Source organism: Elizabethkingia sp. YR214, assembly GCF_003058195.1.
Taxonomy (GTDB): Bacteria; Bacteroidota; Bacteroidia; order Flavobacteriales; family Weeksellaceae; genus Elizabethkingia.
Genome location: NZ_QBUH01000002.1, coordinates 596,295 through 622,042 on the forward strand (window position 1 = coordinate 596,295; position 25,748 = coordinate 622,042).

General features: G+C 35.6%; 23 protein-coding genes. 18 read left to right on the forward strand and 5 right to left on the reverse strand.

Translation table 11 applies throughout. The features are described from left to right. Nucleotides 1-31 precede the first annotated feature (31 nt). The 10 genes from C8J95_RS05910 to C8J95_RS05955 all read left to right on the forward strand — a co-directional run bounded on the left by C8J95_RS05910 (nt 32) and on the right by C8J95_RS05955 (nt 9,446). Nucleotides 32-2,254, forward strand: a complete 2,223-nt coding sequence (locus tag C8J95_RS05910; protein WP_255412728.1) for a type VI secretion system Vgr family protein — start codon at nt 32-34, stop codon at nt 2,252-2,254. A 2-nt stretch (nt 2,255-2,256) separates the two neighbouring features. Continuing rightward, entirely contained in the window at nt 2,257-3,099 is an 843-nt protein-coding gene (locus C8J95_RS05915; protein WP_107809415.1) for a hypothetical protein, read from the forward strand. After that, nucleotides 3,080-3,355 carry a hypothetical protein gene (locus C8J95_RS05920; RefSeq protein ID WP_107809416.1) on the forward strand — a complete coding sequence of 92 codons (276 nt, stop codon included), beginning with the start codon at nt 3,080-3,082 and terminating at the stop codon, nt 3,353-3,355. The genes C8J95_RS05915 and C8J95_RS05920 overlap by 20 nt, the downstream gene beginning before the upstream one ends. A 12-nt stretch (nt 3,356-3,367) precedes the next feature. Beyond that, nucleotides 3,368-4,903: a PAAR-like protein gene (locus C8J95_RS05925; protein ID WP_107809417.1), complete on the forward strand. Its 1,536-nt coding sequence runs from the start codon at nt 3,368-3,370 to the stop codon at nt 4,901-4,903. Nucleotides 4,904-4,926: 23 nt separating this feature from the next. Further along, nucleotides 4,927-5,643 (forward strand): PoNe immunity protein domain-containing protein, encoded by a 717-nt coding sequence (locus C8J95_RS05930; RefSeq protein WP_107809418.1) that lies wholly within the window; start codon nt 4,927-4,929, stop codon nt 5,641-5,643. 170 nt (nt 5,644-5,813) lie between these two features. Then, nucleotides 5,814-6,434, forward strand: a complete 621-nt coding sequence (locus tag C8J95_RS05935; protein WP_107809419.1) for a T6SS immunity protein Tdi1 domain-containing protein — start codon at nt 5,814-5,816, stop codon at nt 6,432-6,434. Between the two features lie 59 nt (nt 6,435-6,493). Continuing rightward, complete coding sequence (locus C8J95_RS05940; RefSeq protein WP_107809420.1) at nt 6,494-6,838, forward strand: hypothetical protein; 345 nt, start codon at nt 6,494-6,496, stop codon at nt 6,836-6,838. Nucleotides 6,839-6,846: 8 nt separating this feature from the next. Next, nucleotides 6,847-7,269 (forward strand): immunity protein YezG family protein, encoded by a 423-nt coding sequence (locus C8J95_RS05945; RefSeq protein ID WP_107809421.1) that lies wholly within the window; start codon nt 6,847-6,849, stop codon nt 7,267-7,269. A gap of 310 nt (nt 7,270-7,579) precedes the next feature. Next, nucleotides 7,580-8,677 carry a sensor histidine kinase gene (locus C8J95_RS05950; protein ID WP_107809422.1) on the forward strand — a complete coding sequence of 366 codons (1,098 nt, stop codon included), beginning with the start codon at nt 7,580-7,582 and terminating at the stop codon, nt 8,675-8,677. A 7-nt stretch (nt 8,678-8,684) separates the two neighbouring features. Further along, on the forward strand, nt 8,685-9,446 hold the full coding sequence (locus C8J95_RS05955) for a LytTR family DNA-binding domain-containing protein (protein WP_107809423.1): 762 nt from the start codon (nt 8,685-8,687) through the stop codon (nt 9,444-9,446). Nucleotides 9,447-9,525: 79 nt separating this feature from the next. Here C8J95_RS05955 and C8J95_RS05960 read toward each other — a convergent pair whose 3' ends face one another. The 3 genes from C8J95_RS05960 to C8J95_RS05970 form a co-directional block, all read right to left on the reverse strand. Then, nucleotides 9,526-10,158, reverse strand: a complete 633-nt coding sequence (locus C8J95_RS05960; RefSeq protein ID WP_107809424.1) for an MgtC/SapB family protein — start codon at nt 10,156-10,158, stop codon at nt 9,526-9,528. Between the two features lie 320 nt (nt 10,159-10,478). Further along, nucleotides 10,479-11,300 (reverse strand): universal stress protein, encoded by an 822-nt coding sequence (locus C8J95_RS05965; protein ID WP_107809425.1) that lies wholly within the window; start codon nt 11,298-11,300, stop codon nt 10,479-10,481. A 77-nt stretch (nt 11,301-11,377) separates the two neighbouring features. Continuing rightward, a complete protein-coding gene (locus C8J95_RS05970; protein WP_107809426.1) occupies nt 11,378-11,962 on the reverse strand; it encodes a porin family protein in 585 nt (194 codons plus the stop codon). Between the two features lie 342 nt (nt 11,963-12,304). On the opposite strand from C8J95_RS05970, the gene C8J95_RS05975 reads away from it, so the two are divergent. The 4 genes from C8J95_RS05975 (at nt 12,305) to C8J95_RS05990 (ending at nt 19,543) form a co-directional block, all read left to right on the forward strand. Continuing rightward, complete coding sequence (locus C8J95_RS05975; protein ID WP_107809427.1) at nt 12,305-13,432, forward strand: efflux RND transporter periplasmic adaptor subunit; 1,128 nt, start codon at nt 12,305-12,307, stop codon at nt 13,430-13,432. Between the two features lie 36 nt (nt 13,433-13,468). Then, nucleotides 13,469-16,606 carry an efflux RND transporter permease subunit gene (locus C8J95_RS05980; protein ID WP_107809428.1) on the forward strand — a complete coding sequence of 1,046 codons (3,138 nt, stop codon included), beginning with the start codon at nt 13,469-13,471 and terminating at the stop codon, nt 16,604-16,606. Between the two features lie 13 nt (nt 16,607-16,619). Then, nucleotides 16,620-18,041, forward strand: a complete 1,422-nt coding sequence (locus C8J95_RS05985; protein WP_107809429.1) for a TolC family protein — start codon at nt 16,620-16,622, stop codon at nt 18,039-18,041. A gap of 254 nt (nt 18,042-18,295) precedes the next feature. Further along, on the forward strand, nt 18,296-19,543 hold the full coding sequence (locus tag C8J95_RS05990) for an MFS transporter (RefSeq protein ID WP_107809430.1): 1,248 nt from the start codon (nt 18,296-18,298) through the stop codon (nt 19,541-19,543). 114 nt (nt 19,544-19,657) lie between these two features. Here the strand turns inward: C8J95_RS05990 and C8J95_RS05995 are convergent, their stop codons facing one another. Continuing rightward, on the reverse strand, nt 19,658-20,488 hold the full coding sequence (locus tag C8J95_RS05995) for an AraC family transcriptional regulator (RefSeq protein WP_107809431.1): 831 nt from the start codon (nt 20,486-20,488) through the stop codon (nt 19,658-19,660). Between the two features lie 89 nt (nt 20,489-20,577). Between C8J95_RS05995 and C8J95_RS06000 the strand changes: the two genes are divergently transcribed. Further along, entirely contained in the window at nt 20,578-21,768 is a 1,191-nt protein-coding gene (locus tag C8J95_RS06000; RefSeq protein ID WP_107809442.1) for an MFS transporter, read from the forward strand. Nucleotides 21,769-22,255: 487 nt separating this feature from the next. Here C8J95_RS06000 and C8J95_RS06005 read toward each other — a convergent pair whose 3' ends face one another. Beyond that, nucleotides 22,256-22,642 (reverse strand): hypothetical protein, encoded by a 387-nt coding sequence (locus tag C8J95_RS06005; protein ID WP_107809432.1) that lies wholly within the window; start codon nt 22,640-22,642, stop codon nt 22,256-22,258. 256 nt (nt 22,643-22,898) lie between these two features. On the opposite strand from C8J95_RS06005, the gene C8J95_RS06010 reads away from it, so the two are divergent. From C8J95_RS06010 to C8J95_RS06020, 3 genes are read left to right on the forward strand one after another with little or no spacing between them, the layout of a single operon-like run. Next, nucleotides 22,899-23,333 carry a helix-turn-helix domain-containing protein gene (locus tag C8J95_RS06010; RefSeq protein ID WP_107809433.1) on the forward strand — a complete coding sequence of 145 codons (435 nt, stop codon included), beginning with the start codon at nt 22,899-22,901 and terminating at the stop codon, nt 23,331-23,333. A gap of 43 nt (nt 23,334-23,376) precedes the next feature. Beyond that, a complete protein-coding gene (locus C8J95_RS06015; protein WP_107809434.1) occupies nt 23,377-24,645 on the forward strand; it encodes a Shedu immune nuclease family protein in 1,269 nt (422 codons plus the stop codon). Between the two features lie 32 nt (nt 24,646-24,677). Beyond that, a complete protein-coding gene (locus C8J95_RS06020; RefSeq protein WP_107809435.1) occupies nt 24,678-25,637 on the forward strand; it encodes a lysozyme inhibitor LprI family protein in 960 nt (319 codons plus the stop codon). Nucleotides 25,638-25,748 lie beyond the last annotated feature (111 nt).

A 25,748-nucleotide genomic window follows, 5' to 3' on the forward strand; every position in this document is an offset into this window, starting at 1 on the left:
CTACTTAACACAAACACCAAATGATACAATCATGTTTAAGGAAGAAAATAACAAAAAGAATATCATATCATCTAATAGCTCAAAGGGAAAAGGAATTAATCCGGATTTTCTAAAAGAAGGTATTGGAAAAGAAATAGCTGAAAAAGCAGGCGAACAATTATCACAAATAAATTCCAAAGTTGGAAAGACCTTAGGCAAAGCCGCCAGCGGAATCTCTGAAGCAGGTAATTATGCCAAAATGCTTGGTTCCAAAACAGCCTTACTAGGGGAGCAAACCAATAACTTATGGGGAAAACAACCTACATCAAAGATTCATAATGTAGAAGCTTTTCCTCAAAGTGCTATACAGGGAATTAACCGGGTCATAAAACTACTCGTTGTAATCAACGGTGAAGTTATCCAGAATTTCAAACATTTTAAGCTCACTCAAAGTGCTTCCAAGCACCATACTTTCAGTCTTATGCTTCCTCATGATGCGGTGCAGGAGGCAGAAAGCTATCAACTGGAATTTGTCCAAAAATTTTTAGGAAAACGCCTTACAGTAGTTTTCAGGTACAAAGATGTCGAAGATGGGCCAGAAAGAACATTTGTAGGAGTTATCACAGAAGTAGGATTCAGTCAGGAAAAAGGCAGTCTTGGAGATATTGTAGTGGAAGGATCCAGCCCTACAGCTTTATTGGATGCAGCTCCACATACCCAAAGTTTTGGAGGTCCACAACCTATAAGCCTGAATAGTATTGCAGATTATGTTATAAAACAAGGAATTAATCCAGGGCTTTATGATTTTCGCATCGCTGCAAAATATGGAAATCTGGATTATAGTGCACAATACGAAGAAACGCACTATAACTACTTGTCCCGTATGGCCGAAGCCCATGGAGAACAGTTTTTTTATGACGGAGAAGTACTACATTTTGGAGAGCTTCCACCACAAGAAAAACCCATTACCCTAAAATACGGCAGCAATATAAACGATATAAAAATAAAAATGAAGGCACAGCATGTAAACCCTTCATTTTATGGATACAACAGCAGTAAAAATGAGAAACTGACTACCGGAAAATCGGTAATAGATCATAAATCTGACATTGCTAAACGCGCTTATAATATTTCCGAACAAACCTTTACAACACCGGCATTAAGGCTTGCTCCTATAAAAGCATCCACCTCTATGGATATCAATGCCTCTCAGAAGGGGACAGCAGGAAGCAAAGCCGTGGATGTATTTATAACATCCGGAACAACAACAGTTCCGTTTCTTTATCCTGGTTGTATTGCCAATATAGAAATGAGAAAATCCGGCAAAACCGATACTTCTTATTTTACTAAGCTAATGATCACTGAGGTCTCACATGAAGTAGATGCCAGAGGCTATTACAATGGTTATTTCGAAGCTATTGCTGCTGATACAGGTTTTATTCCAAGACCTGAATTTAAAATGCCAAAATCTGAAGCGCAGGTTGCAAAAGTAATTTCTAATACAGATCCCCTGAATCAAGGACGTGTACAGGTTCAGTTCGACTGGCAGGAGGGTAGTGATACTACAAACTGGATCAGAGTAATGACACCAGATGCCGGAGGGAGCGACAAAGTAAGCAAAAACAGAGGCTTTATGTCTATCCCTGAAGTGGGAGACCAGGTAATGATAGGCTTCCAGCACCAGTTACCCGACAGACCTTTTGTAATGGGATCTATGTTCCATGGCCAAGTCGGCGGTGGCGGCGGTCAAGGAAACAATGTTAAAAGCTTGAGCAGTAAAAGTGGTAATAAACTTGAGCTACATGATGGGGAAGGTTCTGTATTCCTAACTGATAAAGGTGGTGCGAATATGAAATTCGATGGAGCCGGAAATGCAACAACTAATACCAATACTAACCACACCGTAAATGCAGGCAGTAATAGTGTTATTAATGCTGGTGCTGCAAGTGCAATTAATGTAGGCGGTAAAGAAGGAGGAGGAGCAAACTCCATGCTGTCTATGAATAGCGCCGGAGAAATAACATTAGAATGTGATACCACTATTACTATAAAAACGGGAAGCAGCTCCATTACACTAACAACAGGGGGTGATATTACAATTGAAGGATTGAACATAAAAGTTATAGGAAGCGATACAACTGAGCTAGGAAAATCAGGAGCCAATCCGGGAATTAAAATAGATGCCGATATTAAAAGCAATGCTGCTAATATAAAATCTACATCTTCCGGCCCAACAAATATTACAGGTGCCGATGTAGAAATTAATAAAGGGTAATTATGCAAATTAATATCGAAAACAGAGGAGAATATCGGACATATGCTTTTATAAGAGAAGAGCGCTATCAGTTTCAGGGTCTTCATAATGAAAATTATATTGAAGCCCAGTTAAAAGTAACCTTAGTCTCTTATGATAACAATATTCCTGTTTTTAGAATTGAAATGCCTTTTTATAAACAATCTAATAAAGATGGAATGTATAAATGGGTAGGAGATCTTTATGAGCTAAGAGGAGATATAATATGTACTCTAAATGAGGATGGGCAATTAGGTAATATCCAAAACCTGGAAGATATCCAGGAAAAATGGAAAGAAATAAAACCTAAGGTTATTCTAAAACACCGGGACGAAAAATATAGAGATTTTTTTATAAAAGGAGTAGAAGAGCTTCTGCAAGACGGTGATCGGCTGGCACATGCACTCCGCTTTACAATGCCTTACCAGCTTCTTTTTCCTGGTATTCATTTTAAAGAATTTAAAAAAAATCAAATTACAAATGGTTACCGTGAGCTGCCCAATTTTATTGCAACGAAAAACGTACCCATAATCACGGAAGAGAAAATTTCAGAATTAGAAGATGGGAAATATCAAATCGATGTAAAGGGAAGCATTGATGAAAAAACATTTGAGCAAGATAAAGTAACAGCAATGATACGCATTCTAAAAAATAGGCCACGCGTGCCTACACTTTTAGAGCTTAATTATATAGAGCGTTATCTTTTGGAAGAATGGCCCTGGTCCGAACAAAGCATGTGTATGTCTTTGGCTCAGATTCCCGGTACATTATACAGAGAGGAAAAGAATATTTTAAAAGCAATTACTCATGACAATTCAGCTAATTGATATTGTATTCCAAAACGACCGTTATTATCTTCTTTTTGACGATAATAATGCATTGGAAATTAGTACAAATACAAATGAATGGTATGTTTTTGCTGATGATGAATATCTATGTAACCTAACTGAGTGCAATATTTCTGAAGCTTTAAAGGTTCCGGGCAAAATTATTTTGGAAACCAAAATAAATCTGAACAAGCTCGAAAACCGTTTCAGGAAAATGAAAAGTGTGAAAATAACCTCAGATAAAATTAACACCTAAAACAATCGCATTATGGCAAAAAAATATGTACCCGAAGGTGCTTTTTTAGCATGCGACAAAGGAACCAGCCCTTCAACTCTGAGGGTAAGCAATAATAAAAACACAACAATATATGGAGTTCCCATGGCTTCGGAACTGGATTTTATTCCTTTCTTCAATATCAAGCCAATGGGACTTTGTACAAATCCTCTAAAATGGGCAACAGGAGTATCATGTCTTCCAACAATTGTTACCGGCTGGCAGCAACCAAAAGACGGTGTAAAAATAAATGGAAGCAGAATGCTCTTGGAAGATTCCTTTTGTGATTGTATTTTTGGAGGAAAGATTAATATATTTTTTGATCGCTCTGCAGCTGTACAGTTTGGTGTAGGTGAAGGTAAAATGCCAACCGATTATATAAAGGATGGTTTTGATTGGCTTGCGGAGCAGGAAAAACAAAGTAGAAAAGTAAGAGACCAGTTTCTACCAGACTGGATGAAGCCAGTAACAGGTGCTGTAGATTGGTTTAATGATCTAGGCTCAGGTTTGGTTGAAGGAGCAGTAAATGGTGTTGTTGGTTTAGGAGAAACTATTTATCAGGTTGGCCAGGATCCTATAGGAACTGGCGAGGCTTTATGGAAAATGGGATCGGATGCAGTAGGTTGGGCTAGTAAAGGTGAAAACTGGACCAATATGGCAAATGATTCCTGGAAGTGGGCCAGCAATGGTGATAATTGGGGAAAAGCTATATCCGATGGAGCACAATGGGTTCAAAAGAACCCAAGAGAATTAGGAAATGCTGTAGGTCAATTTATTCCGGATGCCGCTGCTGCTGTTTATTCAGGAGGTTCTTCTCTTGGGGTTTCAGCTGCAAAAGTAGCAGGTAAAGAAGCTTTAGAGGTAGGTGCTAAAACAGCACTGAAGGAAGGAGCAGAAGTTGCCGCTAAAAAAGGGGCAAAAGAAGCCGTAGAGGAAGGAGCGGAAAAAGCTGCTAAAGAAATTGCAGAAGAAGGAGGAGAAGCTGTTGCAAAGAAAACAGGAAGAGAACTAATCCAATCAATAGGTGATGATGCAGCGGATATTGCAAGAGTTGTAACAAGAACAACTGATGATATTCAGGATGATATTATAAGGCAAATTAAAAATGGAGAGTTGGAGCTTAGTAACTCTGCAAGGAAAGGGAACTTTGGTGAAATGGCTGCAGATAGAGATATGATGAATAAAGGATATGATCCGTTGCATGAAAGGTTAACAGATATCGATGCTCCTACTCATCAAGGCATTGATGGTGTATTTAAAGACCCTGGTCCACCACCAAAATATGTAGTCGTTGATGCTAAATATGGACAAGCTGGCCTAAATACTCTTGCTGATGGAACACGACAAATGTCAGATGATTGGATCCAAGATAGGTTAGCTAATACAGTAAGTCGACAAGAAATGCGTCAAATGATGACCAATGGTTATGAAAGGGTTGTTGCTAAAGTAGATGAAGCAGGAAACATCACATACCGAAAAGTAAATACCGATGGCTATATTATCAGAGGTAAAGCTGGTAACTGGCCTTAAAGTAACATACAATTTATTAAAATATGAGAACAAACATTAAACCTAAAACCTATTTTGAAAATTACTTAGAACTGGAATTAGATGATATTAACTACTTTGAAAGTTCTTTACAAAATGGAGAAGTAAAAGAAGAGATGATCTCTTCTGTGAAGAGAAAACTCTTTACTGAATCTCTACACGTATTAATTGCAAAGTATTCTTCAGGTGCTCCTATAGAAGAACTAAAAAGCACATTCCCACAAGTTATAAATTATTTTAAAAATGGATGGAAAGATAAAGGTAACACCCCAGAAGACAATATACATTTCGATAATTATATTTTAATGTTATGGATGCTATCCTTAGGTATATTATTAGATATTGAAAATGCTGAGTTCGAAAAAATTGTTGAAGTTTTAGATCATAGCAATCGCGAAGACTATTTTTTTGATAAGATTATAGCTTACAAAATTCCTCAAAGAAATATTTCTAGCCACATTACTTATCCTGATCATTTCGCATTTCTAACAAATTTAATCGATAATAGAGATGTTACTATATTAAAAGATTATCTGGATAAAAACTGGTATACTAGTATGAGACTTACTTATTGGTATGATAGTGATAAAAACAAGCATGAAACATTCTTCGGCTACTGGAGCTTTGAAAGTGCTGCTTTTATAAAAATATTAAATTTAGATGATAGTATAATAGAAAAACAAGAATATTACCCTTATGATTTAGTACATTGGAATAATTAAATTGCTTTATTTTCAAAATAATACAACACGTGAGTATTTAGATTCTAATAATATTGTCCAATCATTGGATGTACACAATTTTGTTTTTGTTGCAGATATCGATTTTGCGATAATGGGCTCCATAAAATTATGAACGTAGACCTATTTTAATTTTATAAAATAAAAATAATATGGAGACAATCCAACAATTCATTAACAGAAATATAAGTACCTATCAACAGCATGGTAATGTTTCTGAAGAAACAATAGCAAAATATGATAAATTATTTAAAGGAAAATTTCCACAGGAAATAATATGGATATGGCGGAATATGGGTTTCGGTGTCTTTGAAGATGGCTATTTGCAAATTGTAAACCCTGAAGAATATGCTTTTGCATTTGATTATGTAGACAAGATTCTAGAGCCAACAATTATTTGGGGGATTACTGCATTAGGTGATTTATTATTATGGGAAGGAAATAAAAATTGGACTATTTCTGAAGATGAAGGAAATAGAGTAAAAATAATAAATATTAGAAAGTGCCAAAGTCGTGCATTAAATTCAATGCAAGGAACTCTAGATGTTTTTTTTGATGAATATTTTATAGGCCATAAAGACTACTTTGATTCCAAAGCATTTTTAGAAATTAAAGGAAAAATGCTAAAATTAGAGTATGGTCAATGTTATGGCTATGTCCCAGCATTATCTTTAGGTGGAAAAGTTTCAAATAATAACTTACAGATTGTAGATGTAAAATCATATATAGAAGTAATTGGGCAATCTGTAGGTAAGATTATTGATTTAGGATAGATTTGTAACTTACAAACTATTAAAAGCATCTTGTTGTCCAGTTTTTAAAAACTAAAAATATGACAGTTGACGAGATTTATTTATTAATAGCTCAAAATATTGCAAACAGTATCCAAAGTGAGGACTGGAAAAAAGCTACTCTTAATATTCAGGGAGATGACACCTATGTTGACACAACAGGTGAGTATTTAGATTCCAATAATGTTGTCCAATCATTGGATGTACATAATTTTGATGCAGAAGTTAATTTTGCAATAATGGAACTTCATGAGATCACAACAGAAGGTGGCAATAACAAATGGAATAAAGCTATTTTCACATTAACACCAGACGGAGATTTTGATATGGAGTTTATTTGGGATCAGGAATTACAAAATGAAATTGATCGACTGGCTAATGAATAATAAATATTATGACAATCGAAAATAATCTAAATCAAATCTTATCATCCACAATAGATAATATACCAACAGACCAATGGGATAACTTTTCTCTCAATATTTGTGCATTAAATAAAATGATTGCCATAAAAGCATTCTATGAAGCAGAAGGAAAATTTATATCTTTTGATCCGGAAGAAAATGGGAATGATATTACAATGAAAATTAAGACCTTGAGAGAAGAAATGTATAAAACATCACCTAATAAGGGAGCTTGGTATATGGCTATGTTTACAGTGATGAATGATGGTCATTTTGATTCTTCTTTCGATTATGATAATAAACCTGAATTCAAATATGAACCTAGTAAAGACAAATTTTTAGATGATCTAAATGTATTTCCAAGACAAAAAGAATTAATACCTGAATGGCTGAAGGAAATAATCAAGTCTTAGCTCTAAACAACTAATATTCATTCATTCATAAAAATAAAACCTCCTGAAATCAGGAGGTTTTATTTTTTACTCTTAAACCTGGGAATTCAGCAATCTACATATCAGAAGGCATATCCTAAAATTTGGACTATCGATAATAGAAGATTAACCACTTTTTCTTCTTATTTTCGTTTCATAAGCCAATATTTAAGATTCAGATGCTCATAATGACGATTGAGCTGCCAATCGCATAAAAACTATTTGGAAATAACGAAATTTGTTAGCTGAAAACTATGTTTAAAAGTCTCTGAAGAATTGAGACATGTGAAGTATGAAAAGAACAAACGAAGTCTTTTTTAAAAACCACTGGAAACGGGTATTAATTATCCTGCCTGCATTTGTCATATTGTATCTGATTAGTTACATTATGGATCCCTTTTCGGAATATGCCCGAACTTTTTTTTCCAGACCACTAACCGACATTTTAACAGATTTCGGGATTACGCTTATCTTCTGTACAATTGTCTGCGAAATCAGTATTATGATTAGTAACTGGATGGATCGAAAATTACCCTGGATAGAACATTCAAGAAAAAGATTTGTAATAGAAACCCTCCTAAACTTCGTTGCTGTACTTGGTATAGTCTTCATAATTTTTTCAATTTACTCTTACTACGTACCGGAAGCAGGTATGCATTCAGTTCTTACTGATGCCAAATATATCCAGGAGACCAGGGAGATTATGCAGCAACTTCTCATTACATTGATAGTAACATTCCTGGTAATGGTTATCAATACCGGAAACAGTATTCTATTAAAATGGAAAAACACCGCTGTAAGAGCAGCAGAATCCGATAGAATAGCAATGGAAGCAGAGTTACAATCCCTAAAGTTACAATTAGACCCTCATTTTGTATTCAACAATCTGAGTGTTCTGTCCGAACTGATTCTGAGAGATCAGCAATTGGGCTATGAATATGCCGAAAACTTCACGAAGATATACCGTTATATGCTGGTGAACTCAAAAAAAAATGTTATACACCTGGAGGAAGAAATAAAGTTTCTGAATGCCTATATTTTTCTGTTAAAGCAACGGGTAGGCGAGGGCCTGGTATTCGAAATTGATATAGATCGAAACCAGTATTTAAACAGTCTTCCACCACTAACGTTACAATTACTGGTGGAGAATGCAATGAAGCATAACAAAACTTCCAAAAATGATCCTTTGCATTTAAAAATCTATAGTAATAGCGAACATAGTATTGTTATTGAAAACAACTTCAACCCACTGGAAACCAATACACCATCTTCGGGAATTGGTCTGGAGAATATCGCCCGAAGATACCGCTTGCTAGGCGCTGCAAAACCTGAAATTTTTCAGGATGACCAAATATTTAAAGTTACTGTTCCATTAATTGAATTAAAATAATAAGCATATGAATATTTTAATCATAGAAGACGAAAGACCTAATGCGGAAAGGTTAACACGACTTATTCAGGATATAAAACCTCAGGCCAAAATACTAAGCGTACTGGAAAGCGTAAGTGAAAGTGTTGAATGGTTGGAAAGCAATGATAAACCCGATCTTATTATGATGGATATTAAACTATCCGATGGGCTTAGCTTTGAAATCTTTGATAAAACCCAGCTGGTAGATGTACCTATTATTTTTACAACAGCTTATGATGAGTATGCAATAAAAGCATTCAAGCAATACAGCATAGATTATCTACTGAAACCCGTAGATAAAGAGGAACTGAGCATAGCTTTTGAAAAATATGATCAGCTTGATATATTGGTGAATAAAGCGATTAATCCTTCAATTGAAAAATTGCTGGATGAGTTCCGTCCCAAAAGTTACCGGACACGTTTTCTGTTATCATACAGAGATGGTTTCAAAACTGTAATGGTAAGTGATGTGCTGTATTTCTATTCAGAACAAAAAATAACCAAAGCCAGACTTGCCGACAATACCGACGAAATTATTCCGCATACAATGGATGAACTGGAGCAGCAACTTGATCCCAAATTATTCTTCAGAGCCAACAGACAGTTCATTATTTGTATTAACGCTGTTGAGCATGTTTATAATTATTTCAATAATAAGCTTAAAGTTGCTATGAAAAAGAATAACGATGTAGAAATTATTATAAGCCGCGACAAAGCACCTTTACTTAAAAACTGGATGGGATATTAATGATATTTCATTTCATCTCATCAATAATAAAACCGTTGTCTTATGGCAACGGTTTTAATTTTCACAGAAGATTCTATATCTAGAGAACCAGCTCTGTAATATTTTTATCATTCAACAAAACTTTTGAACAAACTTTATGATTTTTTGCGGCGCCCTGCACACGCCATGTAACCGTGAACAAATCTCCCTGCTTAATCTGTTTACCCAACATCGGTCTTAGGTGGTGTTCTCTGAAAATAGTTTCATATTTTTCTATTGCTTCATCATTATAAGGAATTGTAATCCGATAAACATGAAGAGAACTGATCTTATCTATTATATTCTGAACATACTTTAGACTAATTAGTAATACTATAACTACGGCCATTCCATAGCCAGCTTCAACATAATATCCGGCACCTATCGTCATCCCCAGAGCAGCACATATCCATATCGTAACAGCAGTTGTAAGTCCGGATACTCTGTTTTCTTCTTTAAAAATTACACCAGCACCCACAAAACCTATTCCGGTAATAATATTAGCTGCAATACGATCTGGGCTTCCCGGACCACCAAGACTTCTGGACAACATGGTAAACATACACGATCCAAGTGTTACAAGAATCATTGTACGAAGCCCCGCTGCTTTCAGCTGATATTCTCTTTCAATCCCGATAATGCCACCCACAAATACAGAGGCTAATATTAGCAGGATTTCATAACCTATTTCCATGATTTATTTTTTTCTTTAAAATTAATAAATAGATTTTCAGATACGGGGAATAAATAATAAAATAATTCCTTTTCACTCCTGTTACTACAGAAAATATAATCCCGGATATTTATTCTGTATCCGGGATTCTGTATTTTTTTTATTTTCTCAGTATTCTTTTCCGAAATTACAATAGCAAATATTATTTCCCTTACAAAAATAAGTACTGAAATTATTCAGGCTTTATGTAAAGCTTTCATCCAATACAACAGTACAAGTCCCTAAAGAACAAAAACTGTTTTCTTCTTTATAATATATTGCTTTGTTGTATTTTCTACTGGTTAAACAGGTATTGATAATAATGGAATATTATTACCCGATGCCATAATGCTTGTTTTACTTCTGTGTATAACCGATTCCCAAAAACCATATTTATGAGGAACCATCACAAGCAAATCTGCCTGTATATTATCTATTTCATCCTTTATAGCAGCAATTACATTATCGGAAAGTACATTTTTATAATAATGGCTAATGCCTGCCAGTCCGTTGTCCATACTGAGTTTCCGTTCTTCTACAGCAGCATCCGTCTGTAATTTTTTCAAAACAGACTCTACCGTAAATATTTCTATCTGAGCCCCAAATACAGAGGCAAAATCACGGAGTTTTTCCGGAAATGTTTCGGAAATATTTTTATCAAAATCACATGCATAAAGTATGTTCTTCACCGGATTATAATGTAGATTTTCAGGAACTGCCAACACCGGAATTTTCAGACGATGTATGACTTTAGTTGTTGTATTTCCCATTAACTGTTGTTCCAGGCTTTTATTGCTCATCCCCATTACCAGCATATCTGCCTGCCAGGTTTCGGCACACAAGGAGAGTTCGGTATATATATCACCTGATGCAAAATGTCGGATTACCTTAATACCATAGGTTTGGGATAGTGCATAAGCGCTGTCTTCAAAATTATCTTTAGCTTTCTCAAAAATACTATCCATGGATTCTACGGAAAGTCTTGCATTCAGAGCATGGATAGATATATTGTGTAAATGGAATAAAACAAGCTCTATATTATGAGTTGCTGCTACTTCAGCAGCATAGAGCATAGCATTTTGCCCGGCTGCTGAATAATCTGTTGCTACAATTATTCTGTTCATATCAAAAAAGTTTGTATTAATATACGAAATCCCCGGCAGAACTAGCCGGCCAGGAATCTCTATCTATGGAGTTTCAATTACTTACCAATCGGAATAGCATATCCCAGAGAGAATATAAATCCACGATTTTTAATGCTTTCTCCTTTTACATCAGAGATATTGCTTAGTCCAAGATTGTATCGCCCGTCTACGATTAGCTTACCAGGTCCTGCAGGTATTGCAGCTCCCAATCCCATTTGTAGCCCAAAGTCAACACTTTTTGTTTTTCCCAAAGCTTCTTTTACTTTATTACTCTGTCCCAGGCGGAAACCAATAGAAGGCCCTGCGTTCACATATACCGGACCAAAACTATACTTTAGTAATACAGGTATTTCCAAGTAATTCATGTTATAGGTCGTTCTGCTGGCGCCTGCCGGCTTAAATGCAACTCCTTTCTGTATATAGTTAAGCTCCGGCTGAATTGAGAAACCATCTTTTCCTACAGGGATATTAACTCCTAAACCTGCCTGAAAACCTACTTTTGATTTTTCACCACCAACACTTTTTATAGATTGTGTTGCAACATTAATACCTGCTTTAGGAATTAGTTCAATACTTTGTGCATTTACACTAATTGCCCCAATTCCAAATGTGAATGCTACCGCTAATAATACTTTTTTCATTGTTTCTAATTTTTTCTTGATTAAAACTGAAGCAAATCTACAATCACCGGTAAAGGATGATAAACGTTATTTTACCGAAACGGAAATACTTAGTTCCCAAACGTATTCCTGCACAACTGAAGCGTAAAACCTTTACTACAAACAAAAATCAGAGAATATTGCATTCTGAAATACAGCCTTTTACATTACATAAGATCCTGTTTCATAACATAGAAATAAAGCCCAATCTTTTCGGTTGGGCCACATTACATTTCAGAGGCCAATATTTCCGTTTCGGTCAGATAATCGGATTTATACTCTTAAATCATGGTTTCCTTTGCATGCAAATTAAATGTCAGATATATGATTACAAAAATGAGAAAACCGGGCTCTTTATTATTAGCTGCAGCAGTAGCGATGTTTCTTTCATCGTGTGGACAAAGCAGCTCTAATTCTGCAGCCGGAGAATTACCTGCACCCGAAACAGACTTTGTAACCCTTAGTCAGGGAACAGGAAATACACAAAAAGAATACCCTGGTAATATCGAGGGTATTGTAAATGTTGATGTAAAACCTCAGGTAACCGGTTATTTACAGGCTGTATTAGTAAAAGAAGGGCAGTATGTACAAAAAGGACAGCCTTTATTCAGAATAATGCCGGATGTATATAATGAACAGGTGAAAAATAGTGATGCCGGATTAAAATCCGCACTTGCGGCTCAGGCAACAGCCAAACTGGAAGTTGAAAAACTACGTCCTCTTGTAGATGGCAAGGTAGTTTCCGATATGCAGCTAAAAACAGCTCAGGCTAATTATAATGCTGCTACAGCACAAGTAGAACAGGCAAAAGCAGCACTGGGATCTTCAAGAATCAATGCCAATTTCACACTTATAAAAGCCCCTGTAAGCGGCTATATCGGTCGTATTCCGAACCGTGCAGGTACGCTGGTATCACCTACAGACACAGTAGCGCTGACTACACTTTCAGACATCAGTACAGTACAGGTTTATTTCTCAATAAGCGAGGCTAATTATATCACTTACAGTAAAGAAGGAATTTTCTCAGGAGATTCCGGAAATATCCAGCTGATCCTTGCAGACGGATCAATATACAACCAAAAAGGCAGAGTAGAAGCGGGGAGTGGTAATATAGATAAGGTAACAGGAAGTATTACAATGAAAGCTGTTTTTCCTAATCCCGATAAGCTTCTGCGTTCCGGTGGTGCCGGAAAAATTGTGATCGGAAGAACAGTAGACAATATTGTAGAGCTTCCTATTACAAGTGTAAAAGACATTCAGGATAAATTCTTTGTATTCAAACTTGCCGACAGCAGCAAAGTTGCAATGGTACCAATCCAGATTGATGGAAAAAACAAAGACACTTATTATGTAAAATCGGGAGTAAAAGCAGGAGACAAAATCGCACTGAACAGAATCGATATGCTGCAGGACGGGATGAAGGTACAACCAAAGAAAGTACCCGCAAAATAATCCCACAGAGAATAATTACTTATTAAAAACGAAATTATGTTAAAAAAAATTATAGACCGTCCTGTCTTTGCAACAGTAATATCGGTAGTTATTGTAGTACTAGGGATCATAGGCCTTAGCAGACTTGCAATTACCCGATTCCCGGATATTGCTCCGCCTACTGTTATGGTAAGAGGATCCTATCCCGGAGGGAATGGACAAACCGTTATACGTTCGGTTGTTACTCCTTTGGAGGAACAAATAAATGGTGTAGAAAATATGGAATATATGAAATCTACTGCCAGTAATGATGGTTCATTTTCCATTTCTATTATATTCAAACAAGGGGTAGACCCAGATCAGGCAGCTGTTAACGTACAAAACAGAGTTCAGCAGGCCACACCTATATTACCTCAGGAGGTACTAAGAAACGGAATTACAACTTCCAAGCAGCAGAACAGTATGATCATGGTATTCAACCTGTATACTGATGATAATAGTAAATATGACGAAACTTTTTTGCAAAACTATGCTAACATCAATCTTTTACCACAGGTAAAAAGAATTAAAGGTGTTGGGCAGGCACTAATTTTCGGGATCAAAGATTATTCAATGCGTATCTGGTTGGATCCGCAAAAAATGGCAGCTCAGGGACTAGATCCTGCAGATGTTACCACTGCAATTGCCAATCAGAGTCTGGAAGCTGCTCCCGGGAAACTTGGACAAGAATCTGATGCCTCTTTAGAATATGTAATCCGTTATAAAGGAAAAAAGAATCAGCCGGAACAATATGAAAACATTATTGTAAAAAATCAGGGAACAAATATTGTCCGTCTTAAAGATATATCCCGTGTGGAGTTTGGCTCTATTGACTATAGTGGAGACAACACTACTAATGAAAAAAGTGCCGTAACTGTTGCTATCATGCAAACATCGGGATCCAATGCAAACGATATTGAAATTGGTATAAACAAGTCTCTTGAGCAATTGTCAAAATCATTCCCTCCGGGTATTAAGTATTCTAAGGTTATTAGCTCAAAAGAAAGATTAGACGAAGCTATCAGCCAGGTAAAATCTACACTTCTTGAAGCCTTTGTATTGGTATTCATTATTGTATTTCTGTTTTTACAAGATTTACGCTCAACCATTATTCCGGCTATTGCCGTTCCGGTTGCTATTATTGGTACATTCTTCTTCCTATTGGTATTAGGTTTTACCATTAATGTACTAACACTCTTCGCACTGGTACTGGCCATTGGTATTGTTGTCGATGATGCTATTGTCGTCGTGGAAGCTGTACACAGCAAAATGGAAGGCTCTACTATGAGTGGTAAAGAAGCGACACATAGTGCAATGGGCGAAATTACAAGTGCTGTAATTTCCATTACTCTGGTTATGGCAGCGGTATTTATACCTATTGGCTTTATGACAGGATCTGCAGGTATTTTCTATAAACAGTTTGCCTATACACTAGCTATTGCCATTATTATTTCTGCTGTAAATGCACTTACACTAACTCCAGCTTTGTGTGCATTGTTCCTTAAAAATCATAATACAGAGGATGGACATACCCATGAGAAAAAAGGTTTTGTAAAGAAATTTACCACAGCCTTCAATGCCGGATTCGAAAATATGACGGGTAAATATGTAAAAGGGATTAAATTTTTGTTCAAAAGAAAACTTGTTGCCGGCGGACTTGTAATAGGAGTTATTGCATTAGCAGGATTCCTTATGACAACGACACCAAAGAGTTTCGTTCCGATGGAAGATGATGGCCTAATGATTTATTCATTAACAATGCCTCCAGGAACAGGACTTACAAAGACAACTGAGGTTGCTAACAGAATCAACAAAATGCTGAAGCAAAATGAGGCTATAAAAGAGAATACTTCTATCACGGGATACAACCTTCTAAGTAGTAGTGCAGGTCCTGCATATGGAATGGGCTTTATCAAGCTTAAACCTAAAAAGGAGAGAGGTGCTGTAAAAGATATTGAATCCATCAATGCTATGATAAGTCAGCAAATGGCAGGCATAAAAGAAGGAACTGTAATGGTATTCAGAATGCCTCCAGTAGAAGGATACGGTGTAACAAATGATGCAGAAATTGTATTACAGGACCGTACAGGACGCGATCCTCAGGTATTGAAAGCAAAAGCCGATGAGTTAATCGGACAATTGATGCAGACACCGGGAGTAGCTTTTGCCTATACAACATTCAGAGCCGACTATCCACAGCTGGAACTGGAAGTAGACGAGGACAAAGCAAAGCAGATGGGGGTTAGTGTTGCTGGCTTGCTCAATACAATTCAGGGATATTTCTCCGGAGATCAGTCACAAAACTTCTCAAGATTTGGAAAATTCTATAGAGTGAACATCAAAGCAGACGGTGTTTTCCGTATGGATGAAGCAGCTTTCAATAATATTTTCACCAAAAATGCTGCAGGAGAAATGGTACCAGTAAATACGCTGATTACACTGAAAAAGGTATATGGTCCGGAATCTGTGAGCAGATACAACCTTTACAATTCATTGACCATTAATGTGGCTCCGGTTCCGGGGATTAGTAATGGTGAGCTTATGAATCGTATAGAACCTGTTCTGGACAAACTACCATCTGATTATAGCTATGAATGGACAGGGCTAAGTTTGGAAGAGAAAGCATCAGGAAATCAGACTGTATTTATATTGGCTTTATGTATATTCTTCGTTTATCTGATTCTTTCAGCACAATACGAAAGTTATTTGTTGCCACTATCTGTAATCCTGTCTATTCCTACCGGAGTAATAGGAGCATTCCTCGGAATTCGTGCTGTTGGTCTGGACAATAACATCTTTGTACAGGTGGGCCTTATTATGCTCGTCGGGCTTCTGGCCAAGAATGCCATCCTGATTGTCGAATTTGCTGTCCAGAGAAGAAAAGAAGGAATGTCTATTATGGATTCTGCAATAGCAGGAGCACGTTCCAGATTGCGTCCTATTGTTATGACCTCATTAGCCTTTATTGTAGGTATGATACCGCTGATGATTTCATCAGGAGGAATGGCAGCAGGAAACATATCCATCAGTGTAAGTGCCGCTATGGGAATGCTAAGCGGAGTAGTACTCGGAGTATTTGTAATACCTGTACTATATATACTATTCCAGTATCTACAGGAAAAAGTATCCGGAAAAAATATACAGACCAAACAGTAAAAAGCGAATCGTAATGAACAAGAATACAATAACAAACTGGCTGGGAGCAATTGCAATTGGCGCATTGGTAAGCTCCTGTTCCGTAGCTCAGAAATACACACGCCCGGAGCTAAACATGCCGGTACAATATAAATCGGAGGTTAATTTAACAGGAGATCATGTACAGTTACCATGGAAGACATTTTTTAAAGATCCTCAACTGGTTGCATTGATTGAGAAAGCCTTGCATAATAACAATGATGTTGCTGTGGCCCTAAAAACCATAGATCAGCTGGATCTGGCGATGAAGCAGGCAAAATTATCAATACTGCCAACAGCTCAGGCAACAATAGGCGCCAACAGAAGTTATCCATCTAAAAACAGTATGAATGGCTCTATGGCAGAACAGTTTATTGGCACCAAATATATCGATGACTATACATTGAATCTGGGAATATCCTGGGAAGCAGATATATGGGGAAAAACAAAGCTGCGTAAAGACCAGACTATTTCAGATTATTTTGGACAAAAGGAAAATGTCGTAGCCCTGAAAACCCGTATTATTGCTCAGGTAGCTCAGGCATACTACAATTTAATAAGCCTCAATCAGCAGCTTAAAATAGCAAATGAAAATGTAAAGCTTAGTGAAGATATTCTGCGCATGATGCGTTTGCAATACAACTCAGGGCAGATTAATTCATTGGCTATAGAGCAGGCAGAAGCGCAAAAGAAAACAGCCGAACTTATTATTCCTCTGGCGAAGCAGAATATAAGTGTACAGGAAAGTGCGCTAAGTATACTTTGCGGGGAATATCCGGATAGTATTTCCAGAGCAAATAGCCTTAAAAGTGTAACACCTGAAGAAATTTACGGATCTGGTGTTCCTGCAGAATTGCTTAGCCGTCGCCCGGATCTTAAAGCTGCAGAATATGCTGTTATTTCTTTAAATGCAAAAACAGGACTGGCTAAAACGGCTATGTATCCGTCTATTAGCCTATCTGCACAAGTAGGAGCTAACTCCTTTAAGTTCAATAAATGGTTTGATTTACCAGGCTCGATAACCAAAAACCTTGCAGCAAATCTCACCCAGCCTATCTTTCAGAAGAAGGAACTGCAGACAGCTTACAAAACAGCTGTTATAGAGCAGGAAAAAGCTGCTATTCAGTTTAAACAAGCCGTTATGACAGCTGTAGGAGAGGTGTCCAATGCTATGGCCAATTATAAAGGCAGCACAGACAGACTAAATCTGGTATCCAGAAAAGGGGAGTCTTTGGAGAAAGCAACTAAAGATGCAACGTTGCTGTACAAGAATGGTATGGCTACTTATCTGGAGGTAATCTCCGCACAAAGTGCAAAATTACAGAATGAATTAGAACAAAATACCATAGAGCTGGACAGGCTGAACAGTATGGTAGAGTTGTACAGAGCATTGGGAGGTGCTACTGACTCTATTTAGAAAACAACACTATTATATATATCATTTTTCTCATTTAATTTGTTGTTTGAAATTGTATTAACAATTTCGTGCAGGCAGATCTTCGGATCTGCCATTTTTATTTAAACAAAGTTCGTTTCATTCCATCTGGCATTATTTCCGTTTCAGAAGTCATTATTTCCGATTGGGTAAGAATAATGTATGCATCAGCTCTTAATATTTCTTCTTTTGTAGTCAGAATCGGGAACAGCATCCCGAAATAACGAAAACACAATATGCAACAAACCTGGTTAAAAAGATTCATGCTTATCTGGATTGGTCAGTTTATATCACTGATCAGCAGTTCTGCTGTTAATTTCGCAATTATTATCTGGCTCAGTCTCGAGACCAGATCTGCAGAAGTTCTGGCATATGCTGTAATTGCAGGAATGCTTCCACAAGCTATTCTGGGACCAATTGCAGGTGTTTATGTAGACCGTTGGAACAAGAAAACAACCATGATGCTTTCCGATAGCTTTGTTGCTGTCTGTACACTTATTATGTCTGTTTGTTTTTATCTGGGCTACGAAAGCCTTACAATGATTTTTATTGTGCTTTCACTTCGTTCAATAGGTTCGGCATTTCATATGCCTTCAATGCAGGCCGCAATTCCTATGATTGCTCCCAAATCCCAATTATTGCGTATTGCAGGAGTTAACCAGATCATCCAGTCTGTGTCTGGTATTGCAGGGCCTGCGCTAGGAGCGCTTTCAATAAGCTTTTTTTCAATAGGGAAGGTGCTGTTATTCGATATTGCAGGAGCTGCAATCGCTGTAGTATCACTGGCTTTTATAAAAATCCCTGAAACAAATAACTATAAAAAAGCCAAAGCAGGCATAAGAAATGTTATACAGGATATGAAGACCGGATTCAATGCTATCCGAAGCAACAAAGGTTTGTATATGCTATTCGGAGTTTCTGTAATGTCGGCCTTATTTGTAATCCCAACCATTCCGTTGCTTCCGTTGATAACAATAAACCATTTTAATGGTGGCAAGTTCGAAATGGGATTGGTAGAAATTCTCTGGAGTATCGGTATGCTTGTTGGCAGTGGTATTCTCAGCATCTGGAAACCAACGGTTAATAAGATATTTATTATCAATATAATGAATATTATAACAGGAATATTATTGGCATGGTCCGGATTTCTTCCTTCAACTGCATTTCTCATTTTCATTTTTCTGATGGGAATATGCGGGGCTGCATACTCGGTAGAAAGCGCAACGTTTACAACAATTGTTCAGGAAAAAGTAAAGCCGGAAGTTCTGGGACGCGTATTCTCATTATACTTCAGTCTGATTCTTTTGCCTTCCATGATCGGGCTTTTCTCTACAGGCTTTCTTGTTGAAGCAATAGGAATCAATCAGGCCTTTATAGTATTAGGTGCTTTAACAGCCCTTGTAGGCGGATTGTCTTTTATGATTCCTACATTGATCGCTTTGGATAAAAAGGATACAAAAGTATTGGAAACAAACAATTTATAGATATGAAACAACAAACCATCATCAATATATTTTTTCATAGTTTAGTTTAATTTTGTTGTTAAAAGCTGTGAGACAGTTTTGGGCAGACGGGTTTTAGTGCACCTGTCTGCTTTTTTATAAATACTGCTTTCTATACATTCCCATATTTACTCCTTTATGCTTTTTAAAAAACTTATTGATGTGGCTTTCATCTGTAAAACCGAATTCTTCTACAAGTTCATTAATACGTATATCACTATATTTAAGACGGTATTCTATAAGCTGTAACCTGTATTGCGCAATAAAATGAGACAAAGTCTCTCCACACTGTTCTTTAAAATAAGTACTTAGATAGTTAACAGATACTCCGAATTTTTCGCAAAGCACAGAAGACTTTATTAAATCCGGATTATATATATTGGTCTGTATATAGGCTATAATATCCAATATTCTTTTATCTGCATGTGGCTTTAAGTTTTCGGGTTTGAATTTTGCTATATTTCTTGCTGCTATTACAATAAGGGCATTAACGAGGTGCTGATTCAGATCATTATTATACAGATCATTATTCCTTAGATTATGAAGTATGGATGCTACGATTGAACTAACGAGTGATTTATCATTCTTGTTTTCAATAATACAGCCCGAGACGTGAGATGCATTACGCAATAAACATTCAATATGGTCAATACTTTTCCATGTATATTCTTTGATATATCCCTGATTAAAGCGGATGAGAAGAAACTCTGTTGTTTTTTCGATAAAAAAGGTATGGTAATCGTGAGGGGTGAGTAATAAAAATGTACCTGTCTGATATGCAATTCGATTCCCATTAACTTCATGGGTACCTTCTCCTGAAAGAATATGTACGAACTGAAAGAAATTAAATTTAGTGTCGGTAATAGGGCATTCATCTGTTTTTGAATATATAATCTCAAACTGCTGGTGCAAACTTTCTCTTTTCATACTATAAATGTACAATATTGCAACAAAATTATACCGATAAAAATACTATTTACCGGTTTATTTTTGCTATCAGGAAAATTTTAAAAATTATGAAAGAGAAGAATAATATTTCACAAAACAAGAATCTGTCGAAGAAATTACCCATACTGAAGCTGATTCCATTGACGTTGGCCGGATTTATAGCAATTATGACTGAAACCATGCCTGCAGGGTTATTATTAGAAATTGGCCAAAGCCTGGGAATAAAAGAATCGCTGGCAGGGCAATTGATCACCTTATATGCTTTAGGATCGGTACTTGCTGCTATTCCTATAATTGCCCTTACATTACACTGGTCCAGAAAACGACTCTTATTATTAGCGATAACAGGATTTTTTATATTCAATGCTATTACTGCATTGTCTTCTAACTACATACTAACGCTTGTAGCCCGTTTTATAGCTGGTATGGCTGCCGGAGTAACATGGGGACTATTGATAGGGTACTCCAAACGAATAGTAGCGGAGGATATACAAGGCAGAGCAATTGCGATGGTTGGCTTAGGCCAGCCCATAGCTCTAGCAGCGGGAGTTCCGTTGGCTGTATGGCTGGGAAAAATATTTGGATGGAATGGTGCTTTTGCTATAATGTCTGTTATCTCTTTTTTATTAATTATCTGGATAGCCACATCATTACCTGATATAAAGGGTATAAAAACAGAAAAGAAGGTGAGTGTGTACCGGGTATTCATGCTCGATGGCATAAGACAATTATTGTTAATTATGTTCCTCTGGATTCTGGCCCACAATATCTTATATACCTATATATCACCATTTTTATCCAATTTTGGACTTTCACACAAAGTAGATTTATTACTATTGGTATTTGGCCTTGCTTCATTGTCTGGTATTATAATTACAGGTTTCCTCATAGATAAAAATCTCGCAGCTCTTACAAAAGGAGGTACTGTAATGTTTGGGATTGGTATTGTGCTTATGATAGTTGCTTCATATTGGCCATCATTACTTTACATAGGAATAATTTTCTGGGGAATCTCATTTGGCGGAATACCAACATTATTACAGAAAGCTGTTGCAGATAAAGCTGGAGAATATTCGGATATAGCACAGTCAATGTTTGTCACAATATTCAATCTCGCAGTTGCTTTAGGCGGCGTTATGGGCGGGATATTATTGGACAGATTAGGAGCAGGATCATTTCCATATTCAATGCTGATACTAGCTGTTATTGTAATGCTGCTGTTCAGAAATAAGGTTTTGTTTGGAGCTGAAAAGAAGTAGAATAAGGAAGGTTATTTCATCATAAAAAATATTCTATTTAACATAATATTAATTATAGGATAAATAATTATCGCAGCCTAGGTAGCCATATATCAGTTCATTATGCCTGAATCTCTGGAAATTTGCAAAGAATCATATATGATTGGGATTAAATCCCTACATTAAATTCTCACTGTACAAATTCCTGACGCTCGGTCTGTCTATTTATTTTTTGACCAATGCTCAGGAATTTGAAATTTTATTTTGATTCAATTTTCAAGGCTTTGAAGCATTACTCGCGGTTTGTTTTTTATACTCATAAACCTTCAGTTTATGTTCAAACAGTTTATAATTTTTTACGCTTCGCCACGTCCATTTATTCACTGGTTTTTATTTGTTTTTTGAGTGTCTCAATTGGAATTTATACTTAACATAATATAGAGAAATTCTACTTTATATAATGGCTATATTTCACATTAAATCAACAATTTACATTTTTGAAAATCAATTATTTCACCTTAATTTCTCCGCTTACGAACCTTAATTGCTCGAATACTTCGGGATCTACCATTTCCTTGATTTTCTTTCGGAGAAGCCGGCTGCTTTCGTCCTGTACACGGGCTAATAGCTTGGTGTCTATCATGCCAGGCTTTTCCTTTTCCACCACTATCCTACCCTTGTATATCCAAACCGTAAGTTTGTCGTTTTCTTCGAATCCGCATTTGCGAACCCATTTGCCAAGAAGCAGAATTCTTGATGCGTATTCATTTTTGCGGTAACCTTCACTATCTGCGTATACGGCAGATACGGTAAGACGGCGGATTTCCAATAGTTCTTCTTTGTTTTTTTCGTTGTTTTTGTCCTTGTTTTCTGTGATTCTTTTTTCTGGCTTCATAAGTAGTGTTTTTGGGTAGATATTACATAGATTTACATATTACGGTTTACCGTAATTAGGCATATTACAAATGGTTTATATTTGTTTCCGTCTATGTTTTTCCATTACATTGTGCTTTATTTTGTGAAGTAACGCAAGTCTTATAGCATAATCAATTCTCAATTGAGATATTTTATTCCGGAAAAAGCATAATTTAGACACTTTATACACTAATAGTTATTAATTATTTTAACTAAAAACAGTATATTTGAGATTTATGATACATACCGATATGCCAAACAAGAAAATACACCAGGGAAGAAATATCAAGCGTTTCCGTGAAATGCTAGGCATTAAGCAGGAAGCCTTAGCTTTTGAACTGGGCGATGACTGGAACCAAAAGAAAATCTCTCTCCTCGAACAAAAAGACACCGTAGAAAAGGATATTTTAGAACAAGTGGCTAAAATCCTGAAAGTGCCTACAGAGGCTATTGAGAATTTTGATGAAGAACAAGTGGTAAATATCATTTCAAATACAGTCAATAATAATGACAATGCTTCTGGAAATTCACTATATAACTATTATCCAACATTCAATCCTATTGATAAAGTAGTCGAATTATATGATGAAAAAATCGCCCTTTATGAGCGTATGTTAAAGGAAAAGGATGATATGATGGCGAGGTTTGAGAAGTTAATTGAGGGGAAATAATATTTTTATAATTCATCAATATTTTAGATAAAAATCGACGACTATGGCAGATTTTATTGGAGAAAAATTAGAAAAGGATTTGGCTACTAAAGAAGTTTATTTTTATTATGATGATGCTAATAAAATTAAACAAATCTCAAGAGAGAATTATAAAAAAATAGACCAAATTGTCCATTATCCAAGAGGATTCGAAGGAGGAAGTAAATATAAAACAATTAAAAAATTCATTTATAAAGGTTTCAAAAATAATCTTCCAGTAGGAGTTGTAAAGGCAGTAAGTTACGGTTGGGGGTTTACGAAATCTCTAAATCCATTTGCTTTTTATATCAATGAAAATTATGATATTGATGAAGTAATTATAGAAAAATCAGGGAAAATTAAATTAGATATTCCAAATAAAAAACTTTACCTCAATGAAATTGTATTGTCCAATTTAAATAGTTCTTTTAGTGATATTTATAAAAAGAACAAAGAGGAAGTAGATTCCGTTTTAAAAATAAATCTTTATAAATTATTTCCTTCTGAAATTACAAAACCTGAAAAGACATATATTGCCAATGCACTTGCTACCTCATTATCTGCTTGGGGAAATAATATTGATGAATTTTCAGATGCCGATAAAAATGCTATAAAAGATTTGTTTGAGAAATTATCAATAGACACAGATTTTTTATCAAATGAAGCTCTTGCTAAAACTAAAGAAATTGTTGACAATAAATATATTCAGCAAACCTTAAAAAAGTATAAAGAGCTAATCGCTTTAAAAACAGAAAGTGAGAGTTTAGAAAAACAATGGCAAGAATTTTTAAAGGATAATAGTTGGATATTTTCTTCAATCTTTGCTCAACCAGTTATTCTATATAAGAAAGAAGCTTATGTTGGTGGTAAAACAATAGATAATTCGAATGGAAAATTCAATGATTTTCTAATAAAGAATAGTTTAAGTGATAATGTTTCATTTCTCGAAATAAAAACTCATAAGACAAAAATGCTTGAGAAAACAGCATACAGAGGAGATGATGTTTACAGTGCTTCAAAGGATTTAACTGGTTCAATTGTACAAGTTTTAAATCAGAGAGATAATTTCCAAAAGGAATTTTATGCTACAAAAATCAAAAGTATGCAAAATGGAAATCTAGAAACTTTTAATTCGAAATGTGTTGTATTGATTGGCTCTACAAAAGATTTAGATAGTAATCAAAAATATTCATTTGAGTTATTTAGAAGTAATAGTAGAGATGTTGAGATTTTAACTTTTGACGAACTTCAAGAAAAGATAGAGAGTTTACAAAAAGTTATGACAGGAAAATAAAGTTTATTTATAAAAATCCTCCGCAATTGTAAATGAAATCGAAAAAGACGATTAAAATAATCATTTCTATTACAGCTACAATATTTATAGCTTGTCATTTAATATTTCCTAATCTAAATATTGATTTGATTACAGTTATATTATTTTGTTTAATCCTTATTCCTTGGGTAGAGCCTCTTTTTAAATCTGTTGAATTGCCAGGTGGCGTAAAACTAGAATTTCAAGACCTAGAAAAAATTGAAAAAGAAGCAAAAGAAGTTGGATTAATTGATGAACAACAAACAAATGTAGCAACTACCAAAGATTATGATTTTATAGAAATCGCAAATACAAATCAAGCACTTGCACTTGTAAGTTTAAGAATTGAAATTGAGAAAAGGCTTAGAGGAATTGCTAAAAAATATAATCTGGAGGAACAAAATTTGTCAATTTCTAGAATAATCAAGTTATTATCCGATAAAAATATTTTGACTATTCAGGAAAGCAACGTACTAAGAGATATTCTTTATACACTAAACCAAGCTTCGCATGGTGTAGAATATGACGGAAGAACTGGAGATTGGATAATAGAAGTCGGTCCAGAACTTATAGAATCACTTAATAATAAAGTAGTTAAAAGAGGTCATATTTTTCAAACAGAAGATAAAAAGGTTAAGCATTGGATTGATGAATCGTTTGAAAACTACGGAGGTAATACCAATCTTGAATATTTTGAGCACATCAGTAAACATAAAGAATTTTGGGATAAAGAATTAGAGAATATTTATAATTCTTTGCTTCAAAAACTTAACGATACACAAAAAGATAAATTAGAGAAAAATCAACAAGAATGGCTTTTATATACTGAAAGCTATTCGAAGCTTTTCCAAAGTTTTGATGATCTGCAAGTGAATGTTGGACGAGATGGACAAATTCTTCTTGCTATACATCTTATGGAGAAAGTAAAAGAAAGAGTTTTAGAATTGGAGGATATTCTAAACAATCTTGTATAATAATATAAAGCCTTAATGTAAGTGTCCCTAAAAACCAGACAGTTTAAAAATAGAGAAATTTATTAATTTTAAACTGTAAAAGATGAAAAAGACAAGATTCACAGAGACACA